General features: G+C 72.9%; 20 protein-coding genes and 1 riboswitch. Of the genes, 14 read left to right on the top strand and 6 right to left on the bottom strand.

Annotation, left to right across the window (positions count from 1 at the left end; translation table 11 throughout):
• The 5 genes from PLP61_RS05665 to PLP61_RS05645 form a co-directional block, all read right to left on the bottom strand.
• On the bottom strand, positions 1-450 hold a 450-nt coding region (locus PLP61_RS05665), incomplete at its 3' end, for a biotin/lipoyl-containing protein (protein ID WP_324501219.1).
• Positions 451-453: 3 nt separating this feature from the next.
• On the bottom strand, positions 454-1,437 hold the full coding sequence (locus PLP61_RS05660; RefSeq protein ID WP_324501217.1) for an alpha-ketoacid dehydrogenase subunit beta: 984 nt from the start codon (positions 1,435-1,437) through the stop codon (positions 454-456).
• Positions 1,434-2,453, bottom strand: a complete 1,020-nt coding sequence (gene pdhA, locus PLP61_RS05655; RefSeq protein ID WP_324501215.1) for a pyruvate dehydrogenase (acetyl-transferring) E1 component subunit alpha — start codon at positions 2,451-2,453, stop codon at positions 1,434-1,436. Before pdhA ends, PLP61_RS05660 begins: the two co-directional genes overlap by 4 nt.
• Complete coding sequence (gene acsA, locus PLP61_RS05650) at positions 2,450-4,210, bottom strand: acetate--CoA ligase (RefSeq protein ID WP_324501221.1); 1,761 nt, start codon at positions 4,208-4,210, stop codon at positions 2,450-2,452. The genes pdhA and acsA overlap by 4 nt, the downstream gene beginning before the upstream one ends.
• A gap of 85 nt (positions 4,211-4,295) precedes the next feature.
• The gene (locus tag PLP61_RS05645; RefSeq protein WP_324501213.1) at positions 4,296-6,860 is read right to left on the bottom strand and encodes a cation-translocating P-type ATPase; all 2,565 of its coding nucleotides are present in this window, start codon (positions 6,858-6,860) and stop codon (positions 4,296-4,298) included.
• Between the two features lie 126 nt (positions 6,861-6,986).
• On the opposite strand from PLP61_RS05645, the gene PLP61_RS05640 reads away from it, so the two are divergent.
• The 14 genes from PLP61_RS05640 (at position 6,987) to PLP61_RS05575 (ending at position 20,113) form a co-directional block, all read left to right on the top strand.
• The gene (locus PLP61_RS05640) at positions 6,987-8,345 is read left to right on the top strand and encodes a hemolysin family protein (RefSeq protein ID WP_324501211.1); all 1,359 of its coding nucleotides are present in this window, start codon (positions 6,987-6,989) and stop codon (positions 8,343-8,345) included.
• On the top strand, positions 8,342-9,391 hold the full coding sequence (locus PLP61_RS05635) for a hemolysin family protein (protein WP_324501209.1): 1,050 nt from the start codon (positions 8,342-8,344) through the stop codon (positions 9,389-9,391). The genes PLP61_RS05640 and PLP61_RS05635 overlap by 4 nt, the downstream gene beginning before the upstream one ends.
• The gene (gene clsA / locus PLP61_RS05630) at positions 9,375-10,064 is read left to right on the top strand and encodes a cardiolipin synthase ClsA (protein ID WP_502888966.1); all 690 of its coding nucleotides are present in this window, start codon (positions 9,375-9,377) and stop codon (positions 10,062-10,064) included. Before PLP61_RS05635 ends, clsA begins: the two co-directional genes overlap by 17 nt.
• Complete coding sequence (locus tag PLP61_RS05625) at positions 10,057-10,986, top strand: DUF881 domain-containing protein (RefSeq protein WP_324501205.1); 930 nt, start codon at positions 10,057-10,059, stop codon at positions 10,984-10,986. Before clsA ends, PLP61_RS05625 begins: the two co-directional genes overlap by 8 nt.
• Complete coding sequence (locus PLP61_RS05620) at positions 10,983-11,315, top strand: small basic family protein (protein ID WP_324501203.1); 333 nt, start codon at positions 10,983-10,985, stop codon at positions 11,313-11,315. The genes PLP61_RS05625 and PLP61_RS05620 overlap by 4 nt, the downstream gene beginning before the upstream one ends.
• A complete protein-coding gene (locus PLP61_RS05615; RefSeq protein WP_324501201.1) occupies positions 11,308-12,090 on the top strand; it encodes a DUF881 domain-containing protein in 783 nt (260 codons plus the stop codon). Before PLP61_RS05620 ends, PLP61_RS05615 begins: the two co-directional genes overlap by 8 nt.
• 99 nt (positions 12,091-12,189) lie before the next feature.
• Entirely contained in the window at positions 12,190-12,576 is a 387-nt protein-coding gene (gcvH, locus tag PLP61_RS05610; protein ID WP_324501200.1) for a glycine cleavage system protein GcvH, read from the top strand.
• Positions 12,577-12,685: 109 nt separating this feature from the next.
• Positions 12,686-13,210 carry a zinc-ribbon and FHA domain-containing protein gene (locus tag PLP61_RS05605; protein WP_324501198.1) on the top strand — a complete coding sequence of 175 codons (525 nt, stop codon included), beginning with the start codon at positions 12,686-12,688 and terminating at the stop codon, positions 13,208-13,210.
• Positions 13,211-13,249: 39 nt separating this feature from the next.
• Positions 13,250-13,948: a transcriptional regulator FtsR gene (ftsR, locus tag PLP61_RS05600; RefSeq protein ID WP_324501196.1), complete on the top strand. Its 699-nt coding sequence runs from the start codon at positions 13,250-13,252 to the stop codon at positions 13,946-13,948.
• Positions 13,949-14,012: 64 nt separating this feature from the next.
• Positions 14,013-14,480: a bifunctional nuclease family protein gene (locus tag PLP61_RS05595; protein WP_324501194.1), complete on the top strand. Its 468-nt coding sequence runs from the start codon at positions 14,013-14,015 to the stop codon at positions 14,478-14,480.
• Positions 14,481-14,745: 265 nt separating this feature from the next.
• Positions 14,746-15,270 (top strand): MerR family transcriptional regulator, encoded by a 525-nt coding sequence (locus PLP61_RS05590; RefSeq protein ID WP_502888968.1) that lies wholly within the window; start codon positions 14,746-14,748, stop codon positions 15,268-15,270.
• A gap of 32 nt (positions 15,271-15,302) precedes the next feature.
• Positions 15,303-15,406, top strand: a riboswitch (glycine riboswitch).
• A 164-nt stretch (positions 15,407-15,570) separates the two neighbouring features.
• Complete coding sequence (gene gcvP, locus PLP61_RS05585) at positions 15,571-18,369, top strand: aminomethyl-transferring glycine dehydrogenase (protein WP_502888967.1); 2,799 nt, start codon at positions 15,571-15,573, stop codon at positions 18,367-18,369.
• Complete coding sequence (locus tag PLP61_RS05580) at positions 18,366-19,679, top strand: serine hydrolase domain-containing protein (RefSeq protein ID WP_324501190.1); 1,314 nt, start codon at positions 18,366-18,368, stop codon at positions 19,677-19,679. The genes gcvP and PLP61_RS05580 overlap by 4 nt, the downstream gene beginning before the upstream one ends.
• A gap of 68 nt (positions 19,680-19,747) precedes the next feature.
• The gene (locus tag PLP61_RS05575) at positions 19,748-20,113 is read left to right on the top strand and encodes a hypothetical protein (RefSeq protein ID WP_324501188.1); all 366 of its coding nucleotides are present in this window, start codon (positions 19,748-19,750) and stop codon (positions 20,111-20,113) included.
• A 27-nt stretch (positions 20,114-20,140) separates the two neighbouring features.
• Here PLP61_RS05575 and PLP61_RS05570 read toward each other — a convergent pair.
• The coding region (locus PLP61_RS05570) for an SbcC/MukB-like Walker B domain-containing protein (protein WP_324501186.1) at positions 20,141-21,017 on the bottom strand (877 nt) is incomplete at its 5' end.

Raw genomic sequence — 21,017 nt, 5'->3', positions numbered from 1 at the left:
CACCCGGCCACCGACGCCGGTCCCGGTGACCGTGCCGAGGTCCACGCCGAGCTCCGCGGCGTACCGGCGTACCAGCGGTGAGTGCACCTCCGCCGCCGCGGGTGGAGGTGGGGGTGCCGCGGGTGGAGGTGGGGGTGCCGCGGGCGGAGGTGGCGCCGTCGCGGGTGGAGGTGGGGGTGCCGCGGGCGGAGGCGAGGGAGCTGCCGGAACCGCGCCGAGCGGCTGCAGCGTGGCCAGGAGGGCTCCGACCGGGACGGTGGTGCCCACCGGGACCAGGAGCTGCTCGACGACGCCGTCGGTGAACACCTCGACCTCGACCGCGGCCTTGGCGGTGTCCACGATCGCCACGATGTCACCCTTGTGCACACTCTGCCCGGGCGAGACCAGCCACTCCAGCAGCGTGCCTTCGTCCATGTCGGCGCCGAGGGAAGGCATGGTGAAGTCGGTCATGGCTCACCCCAGGGTCCGGCGTGCGGCGGCCACGATGGTGCCGACCTGGGGGAGTGCGGCGTCCTCCAGGTGCTTGGCGTAGGGCATCGGCACCTCCGCGCTGCACACCCTCTCGACGGGGGCGTCCAGGTCGTAGAACGCCTGCTCGGTGATCCGGGCGGCGATCTCGGCCGAGATGCTGCCGCTGCGCCAGCCCTCGTCCACGATCACGGCCCGGTGCGTGCGGCGTACCGATCCCACGAAGCAGGCGTCGTCGAGGGGCCGCAGGGTGCGCAGGTCGACGACCTCCGCCGAGACGCCGTCCTGGTCGAGCTGCTCGGCCGCCTCGAGCGTCTTGCCCAGGCTCCCCCCGTAGGTGACCAGGGTGAGGTCGTCCCCGGACCGCCGTACGGCGGCGTGGTCGAGGTCGACGGCGCCGGCGTCCTCGGCGAGCTCGCCCTTGAGTGGGTAGAGCGAGGCGTGCTCGAAGATCAGCACCGGGTCCGGGTCCTGCAGAGCGGTCCACAGCATGCCGCGCGCGTCCTCCAGGGTGGCTGGAGCGAGGATGCGGAGCCCGGGGATGTGGGCGTACCAGCCCTCGAGACTGTGCGAGTGCTGGGCGGCGAGCTGGCGTCCGGCGCCGGTGGCCATCCGGATCACCAGCGGCACCGGGAACTGCCCCCCGGACATGTGCTGCAGGGAGGCTGCCGTGTTGAGGATCTGGTCCAGGGCGAGCAGGCTGAAGTTCACGGTCATGATCTCCACGACCGGTCGCAGCCCGCCCAGGGCCGCGCCGATGCCCGCGCCCACGAACGCCGACTCCGACAGTGGGGTGTCGCGGATCCGCTCAGGGCCGAACTCCTCGAGCAGGCCGAGGCTGACGGCGAAGCACCCGCCGTAGGCCCCGACGTCCTCGCCCATCAGGAAGACCCGCTCGTCCCTGGCGAGGGCCTCGCGGAGCGCGGCGCGCAGCGCCTCCCGGTAGGTGGTCTCGACGGTCCCGGTCACGACCTCACCTCCCGATCGCTCACCACGAACCTGGTCAGCTCCTCGACCGGTTCGAGGGGTGCGGCGTCTGCAGCCGCGACCGCCTCGTCGATGAGCGCGGCGACCTCCTTCTCCAACCCCGACCACGACGCGTCGGTCAGCTGGCCGTCGGCACGCATCCGGTCCGCGAGGGTGGTGATCGGGTCGTGGGTCCGCTCCAGCTCGACCTCTGCCTTGTCGCGGTAGCGGTCGGGGTCGTACATCGAGTGGGCCCGGAACCGGTAGGTGCGCAGCTCGAGGAAGTGGGGCCCGGCGCCGGCACGGATCTGCTCGACGGCCTGCCGGCTCGACTCCTCGACGGCGAGCGCGTCCATGCCGTCGACCGGCCAGGCGGTCACGCCGTACGTCGAGGCACGCAGCGCCAGGTCGGTGCGCGCGTGCTGGTGGGTCAGCCCGGTGCCCATGGCGTACCGGTTGTTCTCGCAGCAGAACAGCACCGGCAGGTGCCAGAGCGCGGCCAGGTTCAGCGACTCGTGGAACTCGCCCTCGGCGACGGCGCCCTCACCGAAGAAGCAGGCGGTCACGCGGGTGCGGCCCGCGAGCCGGTCGGCCAGGGCGAGACCGACGGCGAGCGGGATTCCGCCCGCAACGATCGCGTTGCCGCCCAGGAACCGGGTGCCGGCGTGGAAGAGGTGCATGGAGCCGCCACGGCCACGGCTGCAGCCGGTCGCCTTGCCGAACATCTCGGCCATGATGGAGTCCATCGGGACCCCCCGCGCGAGCGCGTGGCCGTGCTCGCGGTAGGTCGAGACCACCGCGTCGTCGGGGGTGAGGGTCGCCATCACCCCGGTCGCGACCGCTTCCTCCCCGACGTAGAGGTGCAGGAAGCCGCGGATCCGGGTGGCGCTGTAGAGCTCGGCGCAGCGCTCCTCGAATCGCCGGATCAGCAGCATGGTGCGCAGGAGGTCGCCACGGTCGGCGACTGCCGGGGACGGTGGTGCGGCGGCCGCCGCCCGCCGCTTGCGGGTGCTGGTCATGGACTTCCCTCCAGGGTGGAGACGTCACCGCCCGGCAGGCCGAGCTCGCGGGCCTTGAGCAGCCGGCGCATCACCTTGCCGCTGCGCGTGTGCGGAAGATGCTGGTCGAAGGCGATCTCCTTGGGCGCCAGCCCGCCGAGGCGGCGTCGGCCGAACGCCAGGAGCTCACGCTGCAGCTCCTCGGTGGGTTCGAACTCGGGGCGGATCGTGACGAAGGCCATGACGATCTCCCCGGCCACCGGATCGGGCTTGCCGATCACGCCCGCCTCCACGACGGCCGGGTGCTCCATGAGGGCCGTCTCCACCTCGAACGGCCCGACCAGGTGCCCGGCCGACTTGATGACGTCGTCGGCGCGGCCGACGAACCAGACGTAGCCGTCCTCGTCGACCCGGGCCAGGTCGCCGCTGAGGTAGTAGCCGCCGACGAAGCAGGAGCGGTATCGCTCCTCCTCGCCCAGGTAGCCGCGGAACATCGACGGCCACCCCTGCCGCAGCGCCAGCTCCCCGACCTCACCGGGGCCGGCCACCCGCACCCTGCCCCCGGTCCGGTCGGCGCGGCCGTCCTCGCCGCGGGCCAGCAGTGTCGCATCGATGCCCGGCATCGGCCGGCCCATCGATCCGGGACGCACCTCGGTGCCGCGGTAGTTGCTGATCATGATCGCGCCGGTCTCGGTCTGCCACCAGTTGTCGTGGATGGGCAACCCGTAGGCGTCCTGGCCCCAGATCACCACCTCGGGGTTGAGCGCCTCGCCGACACTGGCGATGTGGCGCAGCGCGCCGAGGTCGTACTCGCGGGCCACGTCGGCGCCCGACCGCATCAGCATGCGCAGCGCGGTCGGTGCGGTGTACCAGACGTTGACCCGGTGCTCGGCCAGCAGGCGGTACCACACCCGCGCCTCGAACTCCCCCGCGTAGCTGACCAGTGTGGCGCGGTGAGTCAGCGGCGCGATGATCCCGTAGGACGTGCCGGTCACCCAGCCGGGATCGGCGGTGCACCAGAACACGTCGCCGGCGCGCAGGTCCAAGGCGTAGCCGGCGGTCACGTGGTGGGCCAGCACCGCGCCGTGCACGTGGATGGCGCCCTTGGGCGTGCCGGTGGTGCCACTGGTGAAGTGGAGCAGCGCCATGTCCTCGGGGTCGGTCGGCGGGATCTCGAAGTCGTCGGGCTGGGCGGCCATCGCCGCACCCAGCTCGGCGGTGTTCTCGGTCTCGCCGCCGACCAGCAGCACGTGCTCCAGCGAGGGCACGTCAGCGCGCAGGCCGGCGATCTTGCGCCGGTAGAGACTGGGCGTGGTGACCAGCACCCGGGCCTCGCCCAGGAGCAGCCGCTGCCGGATCGGTTCCGGCCCGAAGGAGGAGAACAGGGGGGAGAACACGCTGCCTGCCTTGAGCGTGCCGAGAGCGGCCACGTACTGCTCGCTCTGACGGCCCAGCAACGACATCACCCGGTCGCCGCGCCGGACCCCGAGGGCCCCGAGCAGCCGGGCGAACCGGTTCGTCTCGCTGACCAGGTCGCGGTAGGTGTGCTCGGTGCACTCGCCGGTCTCCGCCACGCAGCGCAGCGCCACGTCGTCCCCGTGCCCCTCGGCCAGGTGTCGGTCCAGGGCCTCGTGGGCGATGTTGAGGCCTCCGCCACGGGGCAGCCCCGCGAGGGCGGCGCGGGCGCGCTCCCAGGAGAACTCCCGGCGGGTGCGCTCGTAGTCGAACGCGGGCCCGTCGTCCTCGGAGGATGTACGGACGGACTGGGTACGGACCATGGCGATCACGACGCTTTCTCTGCGTCCATCGTGCTCCGGTGGGGCACCGGGGCTCAAGGCACAGTTGCCCCTGTCACAGCCTTGGTCACAGGTCTCCGGCGTCCGCGCGGCGGCGCAGCCTGAGCACCAGCTTGTGGGCGCCGTCGACGACCACCAGCAGGACCGCCCCGGCCCCCGCAGCCACCCAGCCGCCGACACTGGGCCAGGCCCCGCCGAGCAGGTCGCTCACCCGGGGGAGCCCGACGAACAGCAGCAGCAGCACCAGCTCGGCCACCACCGCGGCCCCCACGAGCGGGTTGTCCCGCAGCCGCATCCGCCAGACCGGGGCGACGGTGCTGCGGCAGGCGAAGGCGTTGGCCATCTGGCACAGCGAGATCGCCGCGAACGTGGTCCCCGACGCGAGGGCGAGCACGCCCGCGGAGGGTGTCTCGCCCCAGCTCCACCCGTGCGAGTGGAGCACCCACCAGAACGCGCCCATGGAGACCACCGCCTCGGTGAGGCCCAGCACCCCGAAGGCGCGCCGGAGCAGGGCCCCGTCGAGGACGCTGCGCTCCGGCCGGCCCAGCATGATCCGGCGGTTGGGCGGCTCGGCACCGAGGGCGAGGGCGGGGAGCATGTCGGTGCCGATGTCCAGCGCGAGCACCTGCAGCACCCCGATGGCCAGCGGCACGTTCGAGCCGGTGAGCGCCCACACCACGAACGGCGCGAGCTCCGCGACGTTGTCGGTGAGGTGGTAGGTGAGGAAGCGCCTGACGTTGCGGAAGGTCGCCCTGCCCAGCTCGATGGCGGTGACGATGGTGCCGAAGTGGTCGTCGAGGAGCACCAGGTCGGCGGCCTCCCGGGCGACGTCGCTTCCGGTGGCCCCCATGGCGACCCCCACGTCGGCCTCACGCAGTGCCGGTGCGTCGTTGACCCCGTCCCCGGTCATCGCAACGACGTGCCCGCAGCTGCGCAGGGCGCGCGCGATCCGGAACTTGTCCGCGGGCGTCACCCGGGCGACCACGGCACCGTCGGGCTGGTCCAGGAGGGCCCCCAGCGCCCGGTCGTCCTCGGGCAGCTCGGCCCCGGTGACCACGACGCCGGTCGGCCCCAGCAGCCCGACCTCGCGGGCGATGGCCTCGGCCGTGCTCGGGTGGTCTCCCGTCAGCATCGCCACGCGCAGCTCGGCGGTACGGCACGAGCGCAGGGCCTCCTCGATGCCCTCACGGGGCGGGTCCTCGACCCCCAGCAGGCCGAGCGGCTCGAGGTCCTGCTCGAGGCGGTCCTCGGGGTCGCCGTCCGACCACGGGCGGGTGGCCACGGCCAGCACCCGGCGGCCGCCGGCGGTGAGCCGGGCGAGCTCCCCCTGCAGCTCCGGCGGCACCGAGCGGCACCGGGCGAAGACCTGCTCCGGGGCGCCGAGCACGCTGACGCTGCCGTCGGTGATCGACGAGCTCACCATCCGGTCCGGGGAGTAGGGACGTCTCTTCTGCGGGCCGTGTCCGGGGGTCACGCCCGCCCGCAGGGCCAGGCAGTGCAGTGCGGCCTCCATCGGGTCCCCCTCGGCCACCCACTCGCCCTCACGCTGCACCACCCGTCCGCTCACGCACGCCGTGGCCCGGGCGGCGAGGTCGGTCACCCGGGGGAGGGCCTCGGGGGGCCCGTGGAGCAGTCCGGTCGGCTCGTAGCCGCGACCCTCGACGCTCACGCGGCCCGCCGGCGTCACCACGTCGACGACGGCCATCCGGTTCTGGGTGATGGTGCCCGTCTTGTCGGTGCAGATGAACGTGGTCGCACCCAGGGTCTCGACCGCGTCGAGGCGCCGAACCAGGGCCCGGCGCTCGGCCATCAGGCGTGCGCCGCGGGCCAGGGACAGCGTCACCGTCGGCAGCAGCCCTTCGGGCACGAGGGCGACGGCCACACCGACGGCGAAGAGGAACGCGGAGACGGTGCTCAGGCCGAGGCTGACCGCGCCCAGGCCCAGCAGGACGCCGGTGGTGACCGCCACGACCGCCACGACCCGCACCACCCGGCTGAGCTGCTGGGACAACGGGCTGGGGGGTCTCTCGGCCGACTGGGCGAGGGTGGCGATGTCGGCCAGGCTGGTCCTGGAGCCGACGGCGGACACCGTTGCCGTGCCCTCTCCCTGCGTCACGAAGGTCCCTGCCAGCAGCGGGTGGCCGACGGCGTGCGGCACCGGCCGGCTCTCCCCGGTGACCAGGGACTCGTCCACGGCCAGGCCCTCGGCGGTCGTGACCACGAGATCGGCGGGCACCCGGTCGCCGGGCGCCAGCTCGACCAGGTCGCCCACCACGACCTCAGTCACGTCCACCTCGACGGGTGCGCCGTCGCGCACGACGCGGGTCCGGGTGGGCAGCAGCCTCCGCAGGTGCTGCGTGGACCGGTCCGCGCGGTACTCCTGCCAGAACGCGAAGACCGCGTTGAGCAGCACGATGACGACGATGGCCACCGAGAGCTCGGGCATCCCCGCCAGCAACGCGAAGAGCGCGGCGACCCACAGCAGCAGCGCCAGCAGGTGGGTGAGCTGTGCGACGAACTGCCGCCACAGCCCCTGACGGGGTGGCTCGGGCATCAGGTTCGCACCGTCACGGGCCAGGCGGGCCCGGGCCTGCTCGGTGGTCAGGCCCGGGGTCGGGGCCTGGACGCTCATGCCGCCAGCCTATTCCTGGCGAGACGGTGTCCCCGGTCGGAGGGGCCGAGGGCGCGCGGTGGTTAGAGTGGTCGCTCACTCCCCGAGCGAAGGACCTCACGAACCGCCCATGGACGGCACCCGCCGATGACGGCCGTGACCCTGCTGCTGGCCTCGCTGCTGCTGATCGCCGCCTCCGGGGTCTTCGTCGCCGCGGAGTTCTCCTTCGTCACCGTCGACCGGGCGGCGGTGGAGCGCGACGCGGCGGGTGGCGACCCCACCGCCCAGGGACTCCAGCAGGCGCTGCGCACCCTGTCCACCCAGCTCTCGGGAGCGCAGGTGGGCATCACCGTGACCAACCTGGCCATCGGCTACCTCGCCGAGCCGGCCATCGCCGACCTGATCAGCGACCCGTTGGCACGCGCCGGCGTGCCGTCAGGCGCCGTGCGCCCGGTGGCGCTGGGCATCGGCCTCACGCTGAGCACCCTGCTCACGATCGTGTTCGGGGAGCTGGTGCCCAAGAACCTGGCGATCGCCCGGCCGATGTGGACGGCCCGCGCCACCCAGCGGTTCCAACGGTCCTTCACCCGGTTCAACCGCTGGCCGATCCGGTTCCTCAACGGCACCGCCAACGCGGTGGTGCGCCGGCTCGGGCTGGAGCCCCAGGAGGAGCTCCGCTCGGCCCGCAGCTCCACGGAGCTGGCGAGCCTGATCGCCCGCTCGGCCGACCGCGGCACCCTGGACGCCGGCACTGCCGAGCTCATCGAGCGCTCGGTCGAGTTCGGCACCCGCACCGCGGGCGAGATCATGACCCCCCGGGTGCGCACCACCACGGTGGAGGACGCCGACCGCGCCGGCGTCGTGATCGAGCTGGCCCGGGAGACCGGGCACTCGCGGTTCCCGGTCCTGGACAGCGACGACGCGGTGGTGGGGACCGTGCACGTGAAGCACGCCGTGGCGCTCCCGGTGCCCGAGCGGGCGACCACCCGGGTGAGGCACATCATGGTGCGTCCCATCGTCGTCCCCGACTCCCTGCGGCTGGACCCGCTGCTGGCCCTGCTCCGCGAGGACGGGTTCCAGATGGCCGTCGTCCTCGACGAGTACGGCGGGCACGCCGGGATCGTGACCCTCGAAGACGTGGTGGAGGAGATCGTCGGGGACATCGCCGACGAGCACGACCCGCTCGCCAGCCGGTCCCAGCAGCGCCGCGACGGAAGCTGGTCGCTGTCGGGGCTGCTCCGCCCGGACGAGGTGGAGGACATCACCGGGACGGCGCTGCCCGAGCACGAGGACTACGACACGATCGCCGGACTGGTGCTGAAGGCGCTGGGCCGGATTCCCGAGGTGGGCGACGTCGCCGAGGTCGCCCTGGTACCCGAGCCCGGTGACGACGAGGACGCCGAGCCCGCGCCTCGCACGGCGATGCTGCGGGTGGACCGGTTGGACGGGCTGCGGATCGACAGGCTCACCCTGAGCGTGCGGCCCGGGCAGGTGGGGCCACCGTGACCCCGGCCGGCGCGGTCGCGCTGTCGGTCCTGCTGCTGCTCGGCAACGCCTTCTTCGTGGGCGCCGAGTTCGCGTTGATCTCGGCGCGCCGCAGCCAGATCGAGCCCCGCGCCCAGGCCGGCTCGTGGGTGGCCCGAACCACCCTTCACGCGATGGAGAACATCGCCCTGGTGATCGGGGTCAACCAGCTGGGGATCACGGTGTGCAGCCTGGTCCTCGGAGCCGTCGGGGAGCCCGCGGTCTCGCACCTGCTGGAGCCCGTGCTGGAGGTCCTGCACGTGCCCGCCGGCCTGCTGCACCCTGTCTCCTTCACCGTCGCCCTGCTCGTGGTCGTCGCGCTGCACGTGGTCGTGGGGGAGATGGTGCCCAAGAACATCGCGCTGGCGGGCCCCGACCGGGCGGCGCTGGTGCTGGGTCCACCCATCTGGGCGACGGTGACGGTCCTGCGCCCGGTGGTGGTGGTGATCAACGCCATCGCCGGCCTGGTGCTGCGGACCATGGGCGTGCGGCTGATGGACGAGGTCGGGTCCACCTACACCCGCGAGGAGGTGGCCGCCCTCGTGGAGGAGTCCCGAGGCCAGGGGCTGCTGGCGGACGCGGAGTACGACCGGCTCAGCGGTGCGCTGGACTTCACGGCCAAGACGGTCGACACGGTGATCATGCCCACCGACTCACTCACCACCGTGCGTCGTGGCTCGAGCGCGGCGGCCGTGGAGGAGCTGTGCGCGGCCACGGGGTTCAGCAGGTTCCCGGTGGTCGACGAGGACGGCAGTCTCAGCGGCTACCTGCACATCAAGGACGTCTTGGAGTACGACGACGCGCGGCGCAGCCGGCCGGTGGAGGACAAGTGGATCCGGCCGTTCGCGAGCGTGCGCGCGGGCGACCCGCTGCGGACCGCCCTGGCGACCCTGCAGCGCCGGGGTGCGCACCTGGCCCGCGTCGTCCGGCCCGACGGAGCCGTGCTCGGCCTGGTCACCCTGGAGGACGTGATCGAGGAGCTGGTCGGCCAGATCCGCGACGCGGCCCACCATGACCAGGCCCCCTGAGCTGCCGGCGCGTCTGACCCGGCTCGATAGGGTGGGAGTCCACCCACCCAGTCCGAACGGCAGGTCCCCAGTGCCCGACGCGTCCACCCGCTCCACCCGGGTGTGGACCGTCCCCAACCTGCTGAGCCTGGCCCGGCTGCTCGGCGTCCCGCTGTTCCTGTGGCTGGTGCTCGGACCGCAGGCCGACGGCTGGGCACTCGTGGTGCTGATGGCGTCAGGAATCACCGACTTCCTCGACGGCTACCTGGCCCGCCGTCTGGACCAGCGCTCCCGGCTCGGAGAGGTGCTCGACCCGGTGGCCGACCGGCTCTACATCCTGGCGGTGGTGGTCGGGCTGGCGCTGCGCGACATCATCCCGTGGTGGGTGGCGCTGCTGCTCCCGCTGCGCGACCTGCTCCTGTGGGGGCTCGTGCCGTTCCTGCGCCGGCGCGGCTACAGCGCCCTGCCGGTGCACTTCCTGGGCAAGGCCGCGACGTTCAACCTGCTGTACGCCTTCCCGCTGCTCCTTCTCGGGGACGGCTCCGGCGTGGTCGCGACGCTGGCGCAGGTCTTCGGCTGGGCGTTCGCGATCTGGGGGATCGGCCTCTACTGGTGGGCGGGGATCCTCTACGCCTGGCAGGTGCAGCGGCTGCTGTCGGAGCCCGGCCGCCGGACGGTGGGGACTGATGCCTGAGTCGCGCCACCAGAAGGGGGCCGGCGCCCACACGGACGCGCAGGGCCAGCCGCTGCCGGCCCACGTGACCCAGCCGCTGCTCGCCCTGGTGACCCAGCAGGCCCTGGACCAGGACTACGCCCAGGCGGCCCGGCGACGCGCCGACTCCACGGCACCGGAGCCGGGCCGGCGGGGTGCGAGCGGCGCCGTCCTGGCCGTCCTGGCGCTGTTCGGGCTGCTTGTCGGCACGGCCGCTGCCCAGACCACGCGCAACGCGGCCGTCGACCAGAGCAGCCGGGCCACGCTCGTGGCCCGGATCGGGGATGGGCGCGACGCCCTGGCGGCGGTGCAGGACCGCATCGGCCGGCTGCAGGCCCGCAACCAGGAGCTGGAGCAGGAGCTGGACGACGTCCGGGCGGAGGAGAGCGCCGCCGTCGCCCAGACGCAGCGACTCCGAACGCGCACCGGCTTCGGCCCCACCACCGGCCCCGGGGTCCGCGCCGTCGTGACCGACTCCCCGAGCGGACTGTCCTCCGAGGCGGTGCGTGACACCGACCTGGCGCTGCTCGTGGACGCCCTGTGGGGGGTGGGGGCGGAGGCCGTCGCGGTCAACGGGCAGCGGCTCACCCCGCTCAGCGGCATCCGCAACGTCGGAGCAGCGGTCCACGTCAACGGGGTCCCGCTCTCCCCGCCGTACGTCGTCCAGGCCGTCGGTGACCCGCGGACCCTGCAGGCGGCCCTGGTGGACAGCGCTCGCGGCCAGCAGTTCCTCACGCTGGTCGACACCTACGGCTTCGGCTTCGACATGACCAACCAGGACTCGATGGCGCTGCCCGGGGCGCCCCTGCGGGCGCTGCGTTTCGCCACCCTGGTCAGCGGCATGGACAATGAGCCGGTACGACCGACGTCCAGCGCCGGCGACGAGGGAGGGGGAGCGCCGTGATCGCGATGATCGGCCTCGTCCTGGGCATCGTGCTCGGACTGGTCTTTCAGCCCGACATCCCCATCGGACTGCAGCCCTACCTGCCGATCGCCGTCGTGGCGGCCCTCGACGCGGTCTTCGGCGGTCTGCGCGCGCTGCTCGACGGCATCTTCGACGACAAGGTCTTCGTGGTGTCCTTCCTCAGCAACGTGGTGATCGCCGCCTCGATCGTCTACCTGGGCGACAAGCTCGGCGTGGGCGGTCAGCTCTCGACCGGCGTGATCGTGGTGCTGGGCATCCGCATCTTCGCCAACGTCGCCGCCATCCGAAGGCACCTGTTCCATGCCTGAGCGACCCTCCGACCAGGACCCGGCACCCCCCGCAGGCGTCACCGACCCGGCCGCCCAGCCGGCCAGGGCGCGGCTGCGGACCGCGCTGCTGCGCCCCTCGCGCGGCCAGGTGGTGGTGGCGGTTCTGCTGGCGGGCCTGGGGTTCGCCGCCGTCACGCAGGTTCGCGCCAACGAGCTGGACAACACCTACGCCGGCTACCGGGAGCAGGACCTCATCGCCGTGCTGAACACCATGACCTCGGCCGCCGAGCGGGCCCAGGGCGAGATCGCCCGGCTCGAGAGCACGCGGCAGGACCTCAGGACCGACACGCTGCGCCACTCCGCGGCCCTGCAGCAGGCCCGGCAGGAGGTGGACACCCTCGCGATCCTGGCCGGGCAGGTGCCGGTGTCCGGTCCGGGGATCCGGGTGACCATCACCGAGACCGACGGCGAGGTCAGCGTGAACTCCCTCCTGGACACCATCCAGGAGCTGCGCACCGCAGGCGCGGAGGCCATCGAGATCAACGACCAGGTGCGGGTGGTGGCCCAGACCTCCTTCGCCGACGCGGTGGGCGGGGTCCTCGTCGGCGGCACGCTGGTCACCTCGCCCTACACCCTCGAGGTCATCGGCGACCCGGCCACCTTGGAGGCCGCCATGGTCTTCCCCCAGGGACCCGTGGACCAGCTGGAGGACGACGGCGCCACGGTCACCGTCGACCAGGTGCCGCTGCTCCGCATCGAGAGCGTCCACACCGCCAGTCGCCCGGAGTACGCCCAGCCCGGCACCGAGCAGTAGGGCCGGTGCGCGGTAGCCTCGTCGCCCGGTAGCCTCACCGGCAGTCCCCGGCCGGGACCGCGGCGCCCGGACGCCGGCCCCAGAAGAAGGAGAGCGACTGTGTACCCCGACGACCTGAAGTACACCAGCGAGCACGAGTGGGTGCGCACACCCGGCGAGACCGAGGGATCGGTGCGGATCGGCATCACGCACTTCGCCCAGGACGCTCTGGGCGACATCGTCTACGTCTCCCTGCCCGAGGTCGGCGACAGCGTGCAGGCCGGCGACACCTGCGGGGAGCTGGAGTCCACCAAGTCCGTCAGCGACGTCTACGCCCCGGTGAGCGGCGAGATCGTGGCGCGCAACGAGGCGCTCGACGCCACCCCCGAGCTGGTCAACACCGATCCCTACGGAGCCGGGTGGCTGTTCGAGGTGGCCCCCTCCGACGAGGCAGCCCTGGACGGCCTGCTCGACGCCGCGGCCTACCAGGAGTCGCTGCAGGGTTGATCCCCCCGACCCTGCCCGGTTCACTGGTAGGTTCGGAACCGACCGTCACCCTCAGCTCCGGCTTGAGAGTTGATCCCGGGTGACGCCCAGCCCCAGGAGGAGTGACCAGATGCCCTTCTGCACCTCGTGCGGACGGCAGAACCCCGACGACGCCAGGTTCTGCTCCCAGTGCGGCACCGCGTTGGTGACCGCCGGTGCGGCAGCGGGAGCTCCGCCCGAACCGCAGCCTGACGTGACCGCCACGATCACCTTCGGCAGCGGCGACAAGGTCGAGACCGGCGACCGTCAGCTGTCGCCGATCGACGCGGCTGCGGTGGACGCCCTGCCGGCGGGGCACGCCCTCCTCGTGGTCCAGCGCGGCCCGGGCGCCGGGAACCGGTTCCTGCTCGACCTCGACCTGGTCACCGCCGGCCGGCATCCCGAGAGCGAGATCTTCCTCGACGACGTCACGGTGTCGCGCCGCCACGCGGAGTTCCACCGGGACGGCACCGAGTTCTCCGTGCGTGACGTGGGGAGCCTCAACGGCACCTACGTCAACCGCGATCGGATCGACCAGGTGGCCCTCAAGGACGGCGACGAGGTCCAGATCGGCAAGTACCGCCTCGTCTTCTACGCCGGGCACGTCAAGGGTTGACGCGTGCCGGGCAGCGCGGTCCCGTCATCTCGGGGGAGGATGAACATCGGGCAGGTGCTCGACCTGCTGCGTCCCGACTTCCCCGGCGTCACGATCCCCAAGATCCGCTTCCTGGAGGACAAGGGGCTGATCAAGCCGGAGCGGACTCCGGCCGGTTACCGCAAGTTCGCCCCCGAGGACGTCGAGCGGCTTCGCTACGTGCTGAGGATGCAGCGGGACCACTACCTCCCGCTGCGGGTCATCGGGGAGCACCTGGACGCCATCGACCGGGGCCTGGAGCCGCCGCCGATCGAGCCGGTCGTCCCCACCGTGCCCACGGTGGCGCTGGCGGCCGACGGCCTGCCCAGCCCGGAGTCGTTCGGCCGGCGATCCGACGTCCGGATCTCCCGGCGTGAGCTGCTCAAGATCGCGGGGATCGACGAGGAGCTGCTCGGACAGCTCGAGCAGTACGCCCTGGTGACCCCGCTGCCCGGGACGGGGCACTACGACACCGATGCGCTCGTGGTGGCCCAGACCGCGAGAGAGCTCGCGGACTTCGGGTTCGAGCCCCGGCACCTGCGCGCCTTCAAGACCGCGGCCGACCGCGAGGTGGGTCTGGTCGAACAGGTCGTCGCCCCGCTCAAGCGCGGCCGCGACACTGCGGCGCGGGCCCGGGCGGAGGAGGCGGTGAACGAGATCGCCGCCCTCTCGGTGAAGCTCCACGCCACGTTGGTGAAGTCGGGGCTGCGCCGGTCCTGACCGGCCCCGCCCGGCCCAGGTCAGGGCCCGTCGGCCGCCGCCGAGGCGGGGTAGGGTGGGGGACGTGCGCGAAGTCGACGTCGTCGGGGTCCGTGTCGAGATGCCCTCGAACCAGCCGATCGTGCTGCTGCGCGAGGTGGGCGGGGACCGGTACCTGCCGATCTGGATCGGTGCGGTGGAGGCCACGGCGATCGCGTTCGCCCAGCAGGGCGTGGTACCCCCCCGGCCTCTCACCCACGACCTGATGAAGGACGTGCTGGAGGCCCTGGGCCGCACGCTGCTGGAGGTGCAGATCACCGACATGAGCGACGGGGTCTTCTACGCGACCCTGGTCTTCGACTCCGGGGTCGAGGTGAGCGCCCGCCCCTCGGACTCCATCGCACTCGCCCTGCGCACCGGCACCAGGATCGTGTGCGCGGACGGGGTCCTGGCGGAGGCGGGCCTCGAAGTGCCCGACGAGCAGGAGGACGAGGTCGAGAAGTTCCGCGAGTTCCTCGACCACGTCACGCCGGAGGACTTCGAGGCCCAGTAAACCCTCAACCTCTACTTGAGAGTTATGGTTGCGACACGCCGCCCGCTGCGTTGACCGGACCGGCCCGCCGTCCTACCGTGAACTGTCTCTGTTGTAACTCCACCGTTGTGGTTGTGCCCGATCGGGTCCACCCGGCGACACCTCCCCGGGAGCTACGCGAAACGGAGTAGGTCGCCGAAAGGGTCGATGTGGCGTGAACGAGAACGAGAAGCAGGCCGACACCACGGCGGGAGCCGAGGCCACCGAACAGGCCGAGGAGCAGGGCCTGCTGTTCACCGACGACGTGTCCCCGCTGCCCAGCGACACCGGTTACCGAGGCCCCACGGCGTGCAACGCCGCCGGCATCACCTACCGCCAGCTCGACTACTGGGCGCGCACCGGCCTGGTGGAGCCCAGCGTGCGGGGGGCCAAGGGCTCGGGCTCGCAGCGCCTCTACTCCTTCCGCGACATCTTGATCCTCAAGGTCATCAAGCGACTCCTGGACGCCGGCATCTCGCTGCAGCAGATCCGCACCGCGGTGCAGTTCCTCCGGGAACGGGGGACCGACGACCTCACCCGCGTGACACTGATGAGCGACGGAGCCTCGGTCTACGAGTGCACCAGCAACGACGAGGTCATCGACCTCCTCCAGGGCGGTCAGGGAGTGTTCGGGATCGCCATCGGTGGCGTCTGGCGCGAGATCGAGGGCACGCTGGCCGAGCTGCCCGCGGAGCGCACCGCCGACGAGGCGCCGGCGGTGGACCCTCGCGACGAGCTCGCCGCCCGGCGGGCGGCCCGGCTCCTCGGGTGACCCGGGCGCCGATGGTAGATTTCAAGCGCTGACGATCCCGCACGGGAGAGTCTTCGCGGGGTCGGCGGACCGCGCGAAGCGCCGAAGGGGCAATCCCTCCCCGGAACCTCTCAGGCGCCCGGACCGTGCGGACCAGGCAACTCTGGAGGTCACCGACCGACAGAGGGGGAGGCGACCGCACGATCGAGGGAGCCCCCGTTGACCGAGCCGACCGTCCGCCCCGCCACGCTGCGCGAGCTCGACGCCGCCCAGCCGTTCCTCACCCGCCACCTCGGGCTGAGCGCGAGCGACGTCGAGACCATGCTGGCCACCGTCGGCTTCGACAGCCTCGAGGCGCTGATGGACGCCGCGGTTCCCGCCGCCATCCGCACGGGCGAGCCGTTGACGCTGCCCTCGGCGCTCTCGGAGGACGGCGCCGCCCGCGAGCTGCGCGCCCTCGCCGCCGCCAACCGCCCCGCCGAGCCCATGATCGGCCTGGGCTACCACGGCACCCTCACCCCCGCGGTGATCCGACGCAACGTGCTGGAGGACCCCAGCTGGTACACCGCCTACACCCCCTACCAGCCCGAGATCTCCCAGGGACGCCTCGAGGCCCTGCTGAACTTTCAGACCGCGGTGGCCGACCTGACCGGGCTGCCGACCGCCAACGCCTCCCTGCTCGACGAGGCCACCGCCGCCGCCGAGGCGATGACGCTGGTGCGCCGGGCCCGGCGCAACGCCCGCGGCGCGTTCGTCGTGGACGCCGACGCCCTGCCGCAGACCATCGCGGTGGTCCAGACGCGGGCGAGGGCGCTGGGCATCGACGTCGTCGTGGCCGACCTCGCTGCCGGTCTCCCGGACGAGGAGATCTCCGGCGTGCTGGTGCAGTACCCGGGTGCCTCGGGCCGGGTCACCGACCCGAGACCGGTGATCGAGGCGGCTCACGAGCGCGGGGCGCTGGCCGTGGTCTCGGCGGACCTGCTGGCGCTCACCCTGCTTGAGTCGCCCGGAACCCTCGGTGCCGACGTCGCCGTCGGCTCGGCCCAGCGGTTCGGGGTCCCGCTGTTCTACGGCGGGCCCCACGCCGGTTTCATGGCGGTCGCCGCCGGACTGGAGCGCCACCTGCCCGGCCGGCTCGTCGGGGTCTCGGTGGACGCCGAGGGCCGCCCGGCGTACCGGCTCGCCCTGCAGACCCGCGAGCAGCACATCCGACGCGACAAGGCCACCTCCAACATCTGCACCGCCCAGGTCCTCCTCGCCGTCGTGGCGGCGATGTATGCCGTCTACCACGGCCCCGACGGCCTGCGCTCGATCGCACTGCGGGTGCACCGGTACGCGGCCGTGCTCGCCCGCGCGCTGGGCGAGGCCGGCTTCACCCTCGAGAACGAGACGTTCTTCGACACGCTCACGGTGCGGGTTCCCGGCCAGGCGGCGGAGGTGGTGGCCGCCGCCAGGCGGCTGGGCCTGCACCTGCGGCTGGTCGACTCGGACCGGGTGGGGCTGGCCACCTCCGAGGTGACCACCCGCTCGACCGTCACCAGCGTGCTGCGCGCCTTCCGGGTGGCCACCGGAGGGGCCGAGACGGCCGTGGACCTCGAGGCGCTGGACTCCGCGGCGCGCTCCGGCCTGCCGGCCGGGCTACGGCGGACCACCGACTTCTTGACCCACGAGGTGTTCTCCGCCCACCGCAGCGAGACCCGGATGCTGCGCTACCTGCGCCGGCTGTCGGCTCGCGACTACGCGCTGGACCGGGGGATGATCCCGCTGGGCTCGTGCACGATGAAGCTCAACGCGACCACGGAGATGGAGCCGATCAGCCTGCCCGGCTTCGCCGACCTGCACCCCTTCGCCCCTGCCGAGGACGCCGCAGGCTACCGGCAGCTGGTGTCCGACCTCGAGGGCTGGCTGGCCACCGTCACCGGCTACGACCGGGTGTGCGTGCAGCCCAACGCCGGCTCCCAGGGCGAGCTGACCGGCCTGCTCGCGATCCGCGGCTACCACCACGCCCGGGGCCAGGACCAGCGCGAGGTGTGCCTGATCCCGTCCTCGGCGCACGGCACGAACGCCGCCTCAGCGGTGATGGCCGGGATGCGGGTAGTCGTGGTGAACGCGGCCGAGGACGGGTCGGTGGACCTCGACGACCTGCGCGCGAAGTGCACGGAGCACGCGGACACGCTGGCGGCGATCATGGTCACCTACCCCTCCACCCACGGCGTGTACGAGGACACCATCACCGAGCTCTGTGACGTCGTCCACGCCCACGGCGGTCAGGTCTACGTGGACGGCGCGAACCTCAACGCCCTGCTCGGCTACGCCAGGCCGGGGGAGTTCGGCGGCGACGTGTCCCACCTCAACCTCCACAAGACGTTCTGCATCCCGCACGGCGGGGGAGGACCCGGCGTCGGCCCGGTGGGGGTGCGCGCCCACCTGGCGCCGTACCTGCCCTCCCACCCGATGCACCCCGAACCCGAGCAGCAGCAGGGGGCCGGGCCGGTCAGCGCCGCACCCTACGGCTCGGCGGGGATCCTGCCGATCTCCTGGGCCTTCATCCGACTGATGGGAGCCGAGGGGCTCACCCGGGCCACGGCGTACGCGGTGCTGGCGGCCAACTACGTGGCCGCCAGGCTCGACGAGCACTTCCCGGTGCTCTACCGCGGAGCCCACGGTCTGGTCGCGCACGAGTGCATCCTGGACCTGCGCGGGCTGACCAAGGAGACGGGCGTGAGCGTCGACGACGTCGCCAAGCGGCTCATCGACTACGGCTTCCACGCGCCCACGATGTCCTTCCCGGTCGCGGGCACCCTGATGGTCGAGCCGACCGAGTCCGAGGACCTCGCCGAGCTCGACCGGTTCTGCGACGCGATGGTCGCCATCCGCGGCGAGATCGCCAAGGTCGCCGCGGGGCGCTGGGCGGCCGAGGAGTCCCCGCTCCGGCACGCTCCCCACACCGGGAGCACCATGGTCGGCAAGTGGGGGCGCCGCTACACCCGGCAGGTGGCGGCCTACCCGGCCGGCCCGGACCCGGACAAGTACTGGCCGCCGGTCGCCCGGATCGACCAGGCCTACGGCGACCGGCACCTGGTCTGCTCCTGTCCGCCGCCCGAGGCGTTCGCCGAGTGAGGGTCGCCGGCACCACCGACCGACGGCTGACCGCCCGACTGGCGGCCGCCCAGCGGACGGGCCGGCTTCCCTCGCTCGTCGCGGTCCTGGTCCGCGCCGGCGAGGTGGTCTGGGCCGGCCACCGCGGCGACCGCACCGGTGCCGGCGAGGCCGCCCCCGAGGACGTGCAGTACCGCCTGGGCTCGATCACCAAGACGTTCACCGCGGTCCGGGTCCACCAGCTCGTCGCGGAGAACCTGCTCGGGTGGCACGAGCGCGTCGGGTCGGTGCTGGGCGGTCTCGACGGGGCGGACCCCACCGTGCGCGAGCTGGTGACGCACACGGCCGGCCTGCCCGCCGAGCCGGGGGTCCCGTGGTGGGAGGCCTCGCCCGGGCGGGGCTGGGCGGAGCTGGTCGCCACGGGACTCGGTCCCGAGCCGGCCCTGGCCGCGCCCGGCCAGTTCCACTACTCCAACGTGGGGTTCGCCCTGCTCGGCGAGGTGGTCGCCCGGCGCTCCGGGCGGTCGTGGTGGGACGGCGTCCAGGAGCGGGTCCTCGGTCCCCTGGACATGGCGCGCACCACCTACCTGCCGCAGCCTCCCGCCGCCCAGGGGTACAGCGTCCACCCGTACGCCGGCACGCTCGCCCTCGAGCCGGCCACCGACACCGGCGTCATGGCCGCGGCCGGCCAGGCCTGGGGGACCGCCGGGGACCTGGCCCGATGGCTCGGCTTCCTGCTCGACGGCCATCCCGACGTGCTGCCGCGCGAGGAGCTGCTGGCCGCGGCCCACCCCCAGGCGGGCGACCGGCACGACCGGCTCGGCGGCGCCCACGGGCTCGGTCTGATGCTGCTGCAGGGGGGCTCCGGACTGCTCGTGGGGCACACCGGCTCGATGCCGGGGTTCCTGGCCGCGTGCTTCGTCGACCACGCACGAGGAACCGGTGCCGCGGTGCTCTGCAACGCCACCACCGGGCTGCGTCCCGGTCTGCTGGCTCGCGACCTGCTGGAGCTGCTGGAGGAGTGCGAGCCCACCGTGGGGGAGCCGTGGACCCCCGCCGACGACGTGCCTGCCCCGCTGCAGCCGCTGCTCGGCGTGTGGTACTGGGGCAACACGCCGGTGGTGATGACCCTCGAGGGCGGCACCGTGGTCGGCCGGGTCGGCGGCGCGCCCGTGCACAGCTTCGGGCTCCGGGACGGTCGCGTGGTCGGGCTCAGCGGCTACCACACCGGCGAGCAGCTGCACGTCGTCCGGTCCACGGACGGGGCGGTCAGCCACCTGGAGGTCTCGAGCTTCGAGCTCACCCGGCGACCAGCTGCGGACCCCGGCTGAGAGGAAGACCTCATCTCCTGCGGCCCTCGAGCGGACTAGGCTGGAGGTGTCCCGGAAGGGTGATGACCATGAGTACAGCACCCCACCAGCACACAGTTCCACGGCCCCACCGCTCGCTGCACCTGGCATGGTGGTCGCTTGGCCTCTTCCCGGTCGCTTTCGTGGCCGCCATGGTCCTGGGGGAGGGGATCCCCGCCTGGTTCGGCTACAACGAGCCGTCCCTTGACACCACACCCTGGTACGTCATCGGCCTCGCCGGGCTGTCCGCGCTGCTGGTCTTCGCCTCACCGGTCCTGGTGACCGCACACTTCAGCAGGCAGGCCGCGCAGGAGGGCGAACCCGATGCCCGGTTGCCCCTGCTCGTCGTGGGGATCGTGGTCGGCGCGTTCGTGCTGCTGAACCTGTTCGGCGCGCTGGCCCAGCTCCTGTTCTGAGTGCGGACCTGGGCCCTGTGGTCACGGTCACGGGTGGGTGCCCCGGGTGCGCAGCGTCGAGCCGCGGGGGCTCTTGACCACGGCCAGCTGCGTCGGGATCCGGTCGGCCATCTCGGGCACGTGGCTGACCACGCCGACCACCCGTCCGCCGTCGCGCAGCGAGTCCAGCGTGTCCATCACGTCCTCGAGCGTGTCGGCGTCCAGGGCGCCGAAGCCCTCGTCGACGAAGAGGGTGTCCAACGCGGCCCCACCGGTCTCCTGGGTGACCACGTCGGCGAGGCCGAGGGCCAGCGCCAGGGACACCACGAAGGTCTCACCCCCCGAGAGCGTGGCCGGGTCGCGCGACTCCCCGGACCAGTCGTCGCGCACGGTGAGGCTCAGACCTCCCCGGGTCTCGCCGGCCCCCCGCCGGGCGGTGTGCTCGAGGGAGTAGCGGCAGTCGCTCATCCCCGCCAGCCGCTCGTTGGCGGCGGCCACCACCTGACGCAGCCGGTAGGCCAGTACGTAGGCAGACAGCCGCATCTGCAACCGGTTGTCGGCTGACCGGCCCTCGACGAGCTGGGAGAGGCCGGTGACCAGCTCCAGCTCCTCGCGCACGGGCGCCCACGCCCGCAGTGCCGCCTGGAGCTCTCGGTCCAACGAGGACAGCCGCTCGGCGCGGGTCTGCCGCAGGGTGTGCGCCGCCAGCGACCGGGTGAGCTCGCCGCGGGCGGCGAGGTCGGCCCGCTCGAGCATCCCGAGGTCGGGGGCCGCCACCTCCTCGGCGGCGAGCAGCCTCGGGTCGGCGAGCAGGAGCTCCTGGGCCGCCAGGGCGGCGTCGTGGCCGCCGAGCTCCGCCTCCAGGCGGGCCTCCTCCTCGCCGGGGAGCACTGCCGACAGGGCCTGCGTCACGTCGGCGAAACCC

The sequence above is a fragment of the Nocardioides sp. genome, assembly GCF_035429765.1.
Classification (GTDB): Bacteria; Actinomycetota; Actinomycetes; order Propionibacteriales; family Nocardioidaceae; genus Nocardioides.
The sequence above is the reverse complement of the archived record's forward strand: the minus strand, read 5'-3'. Positions and strand labels throughout refer to the sequence as shown.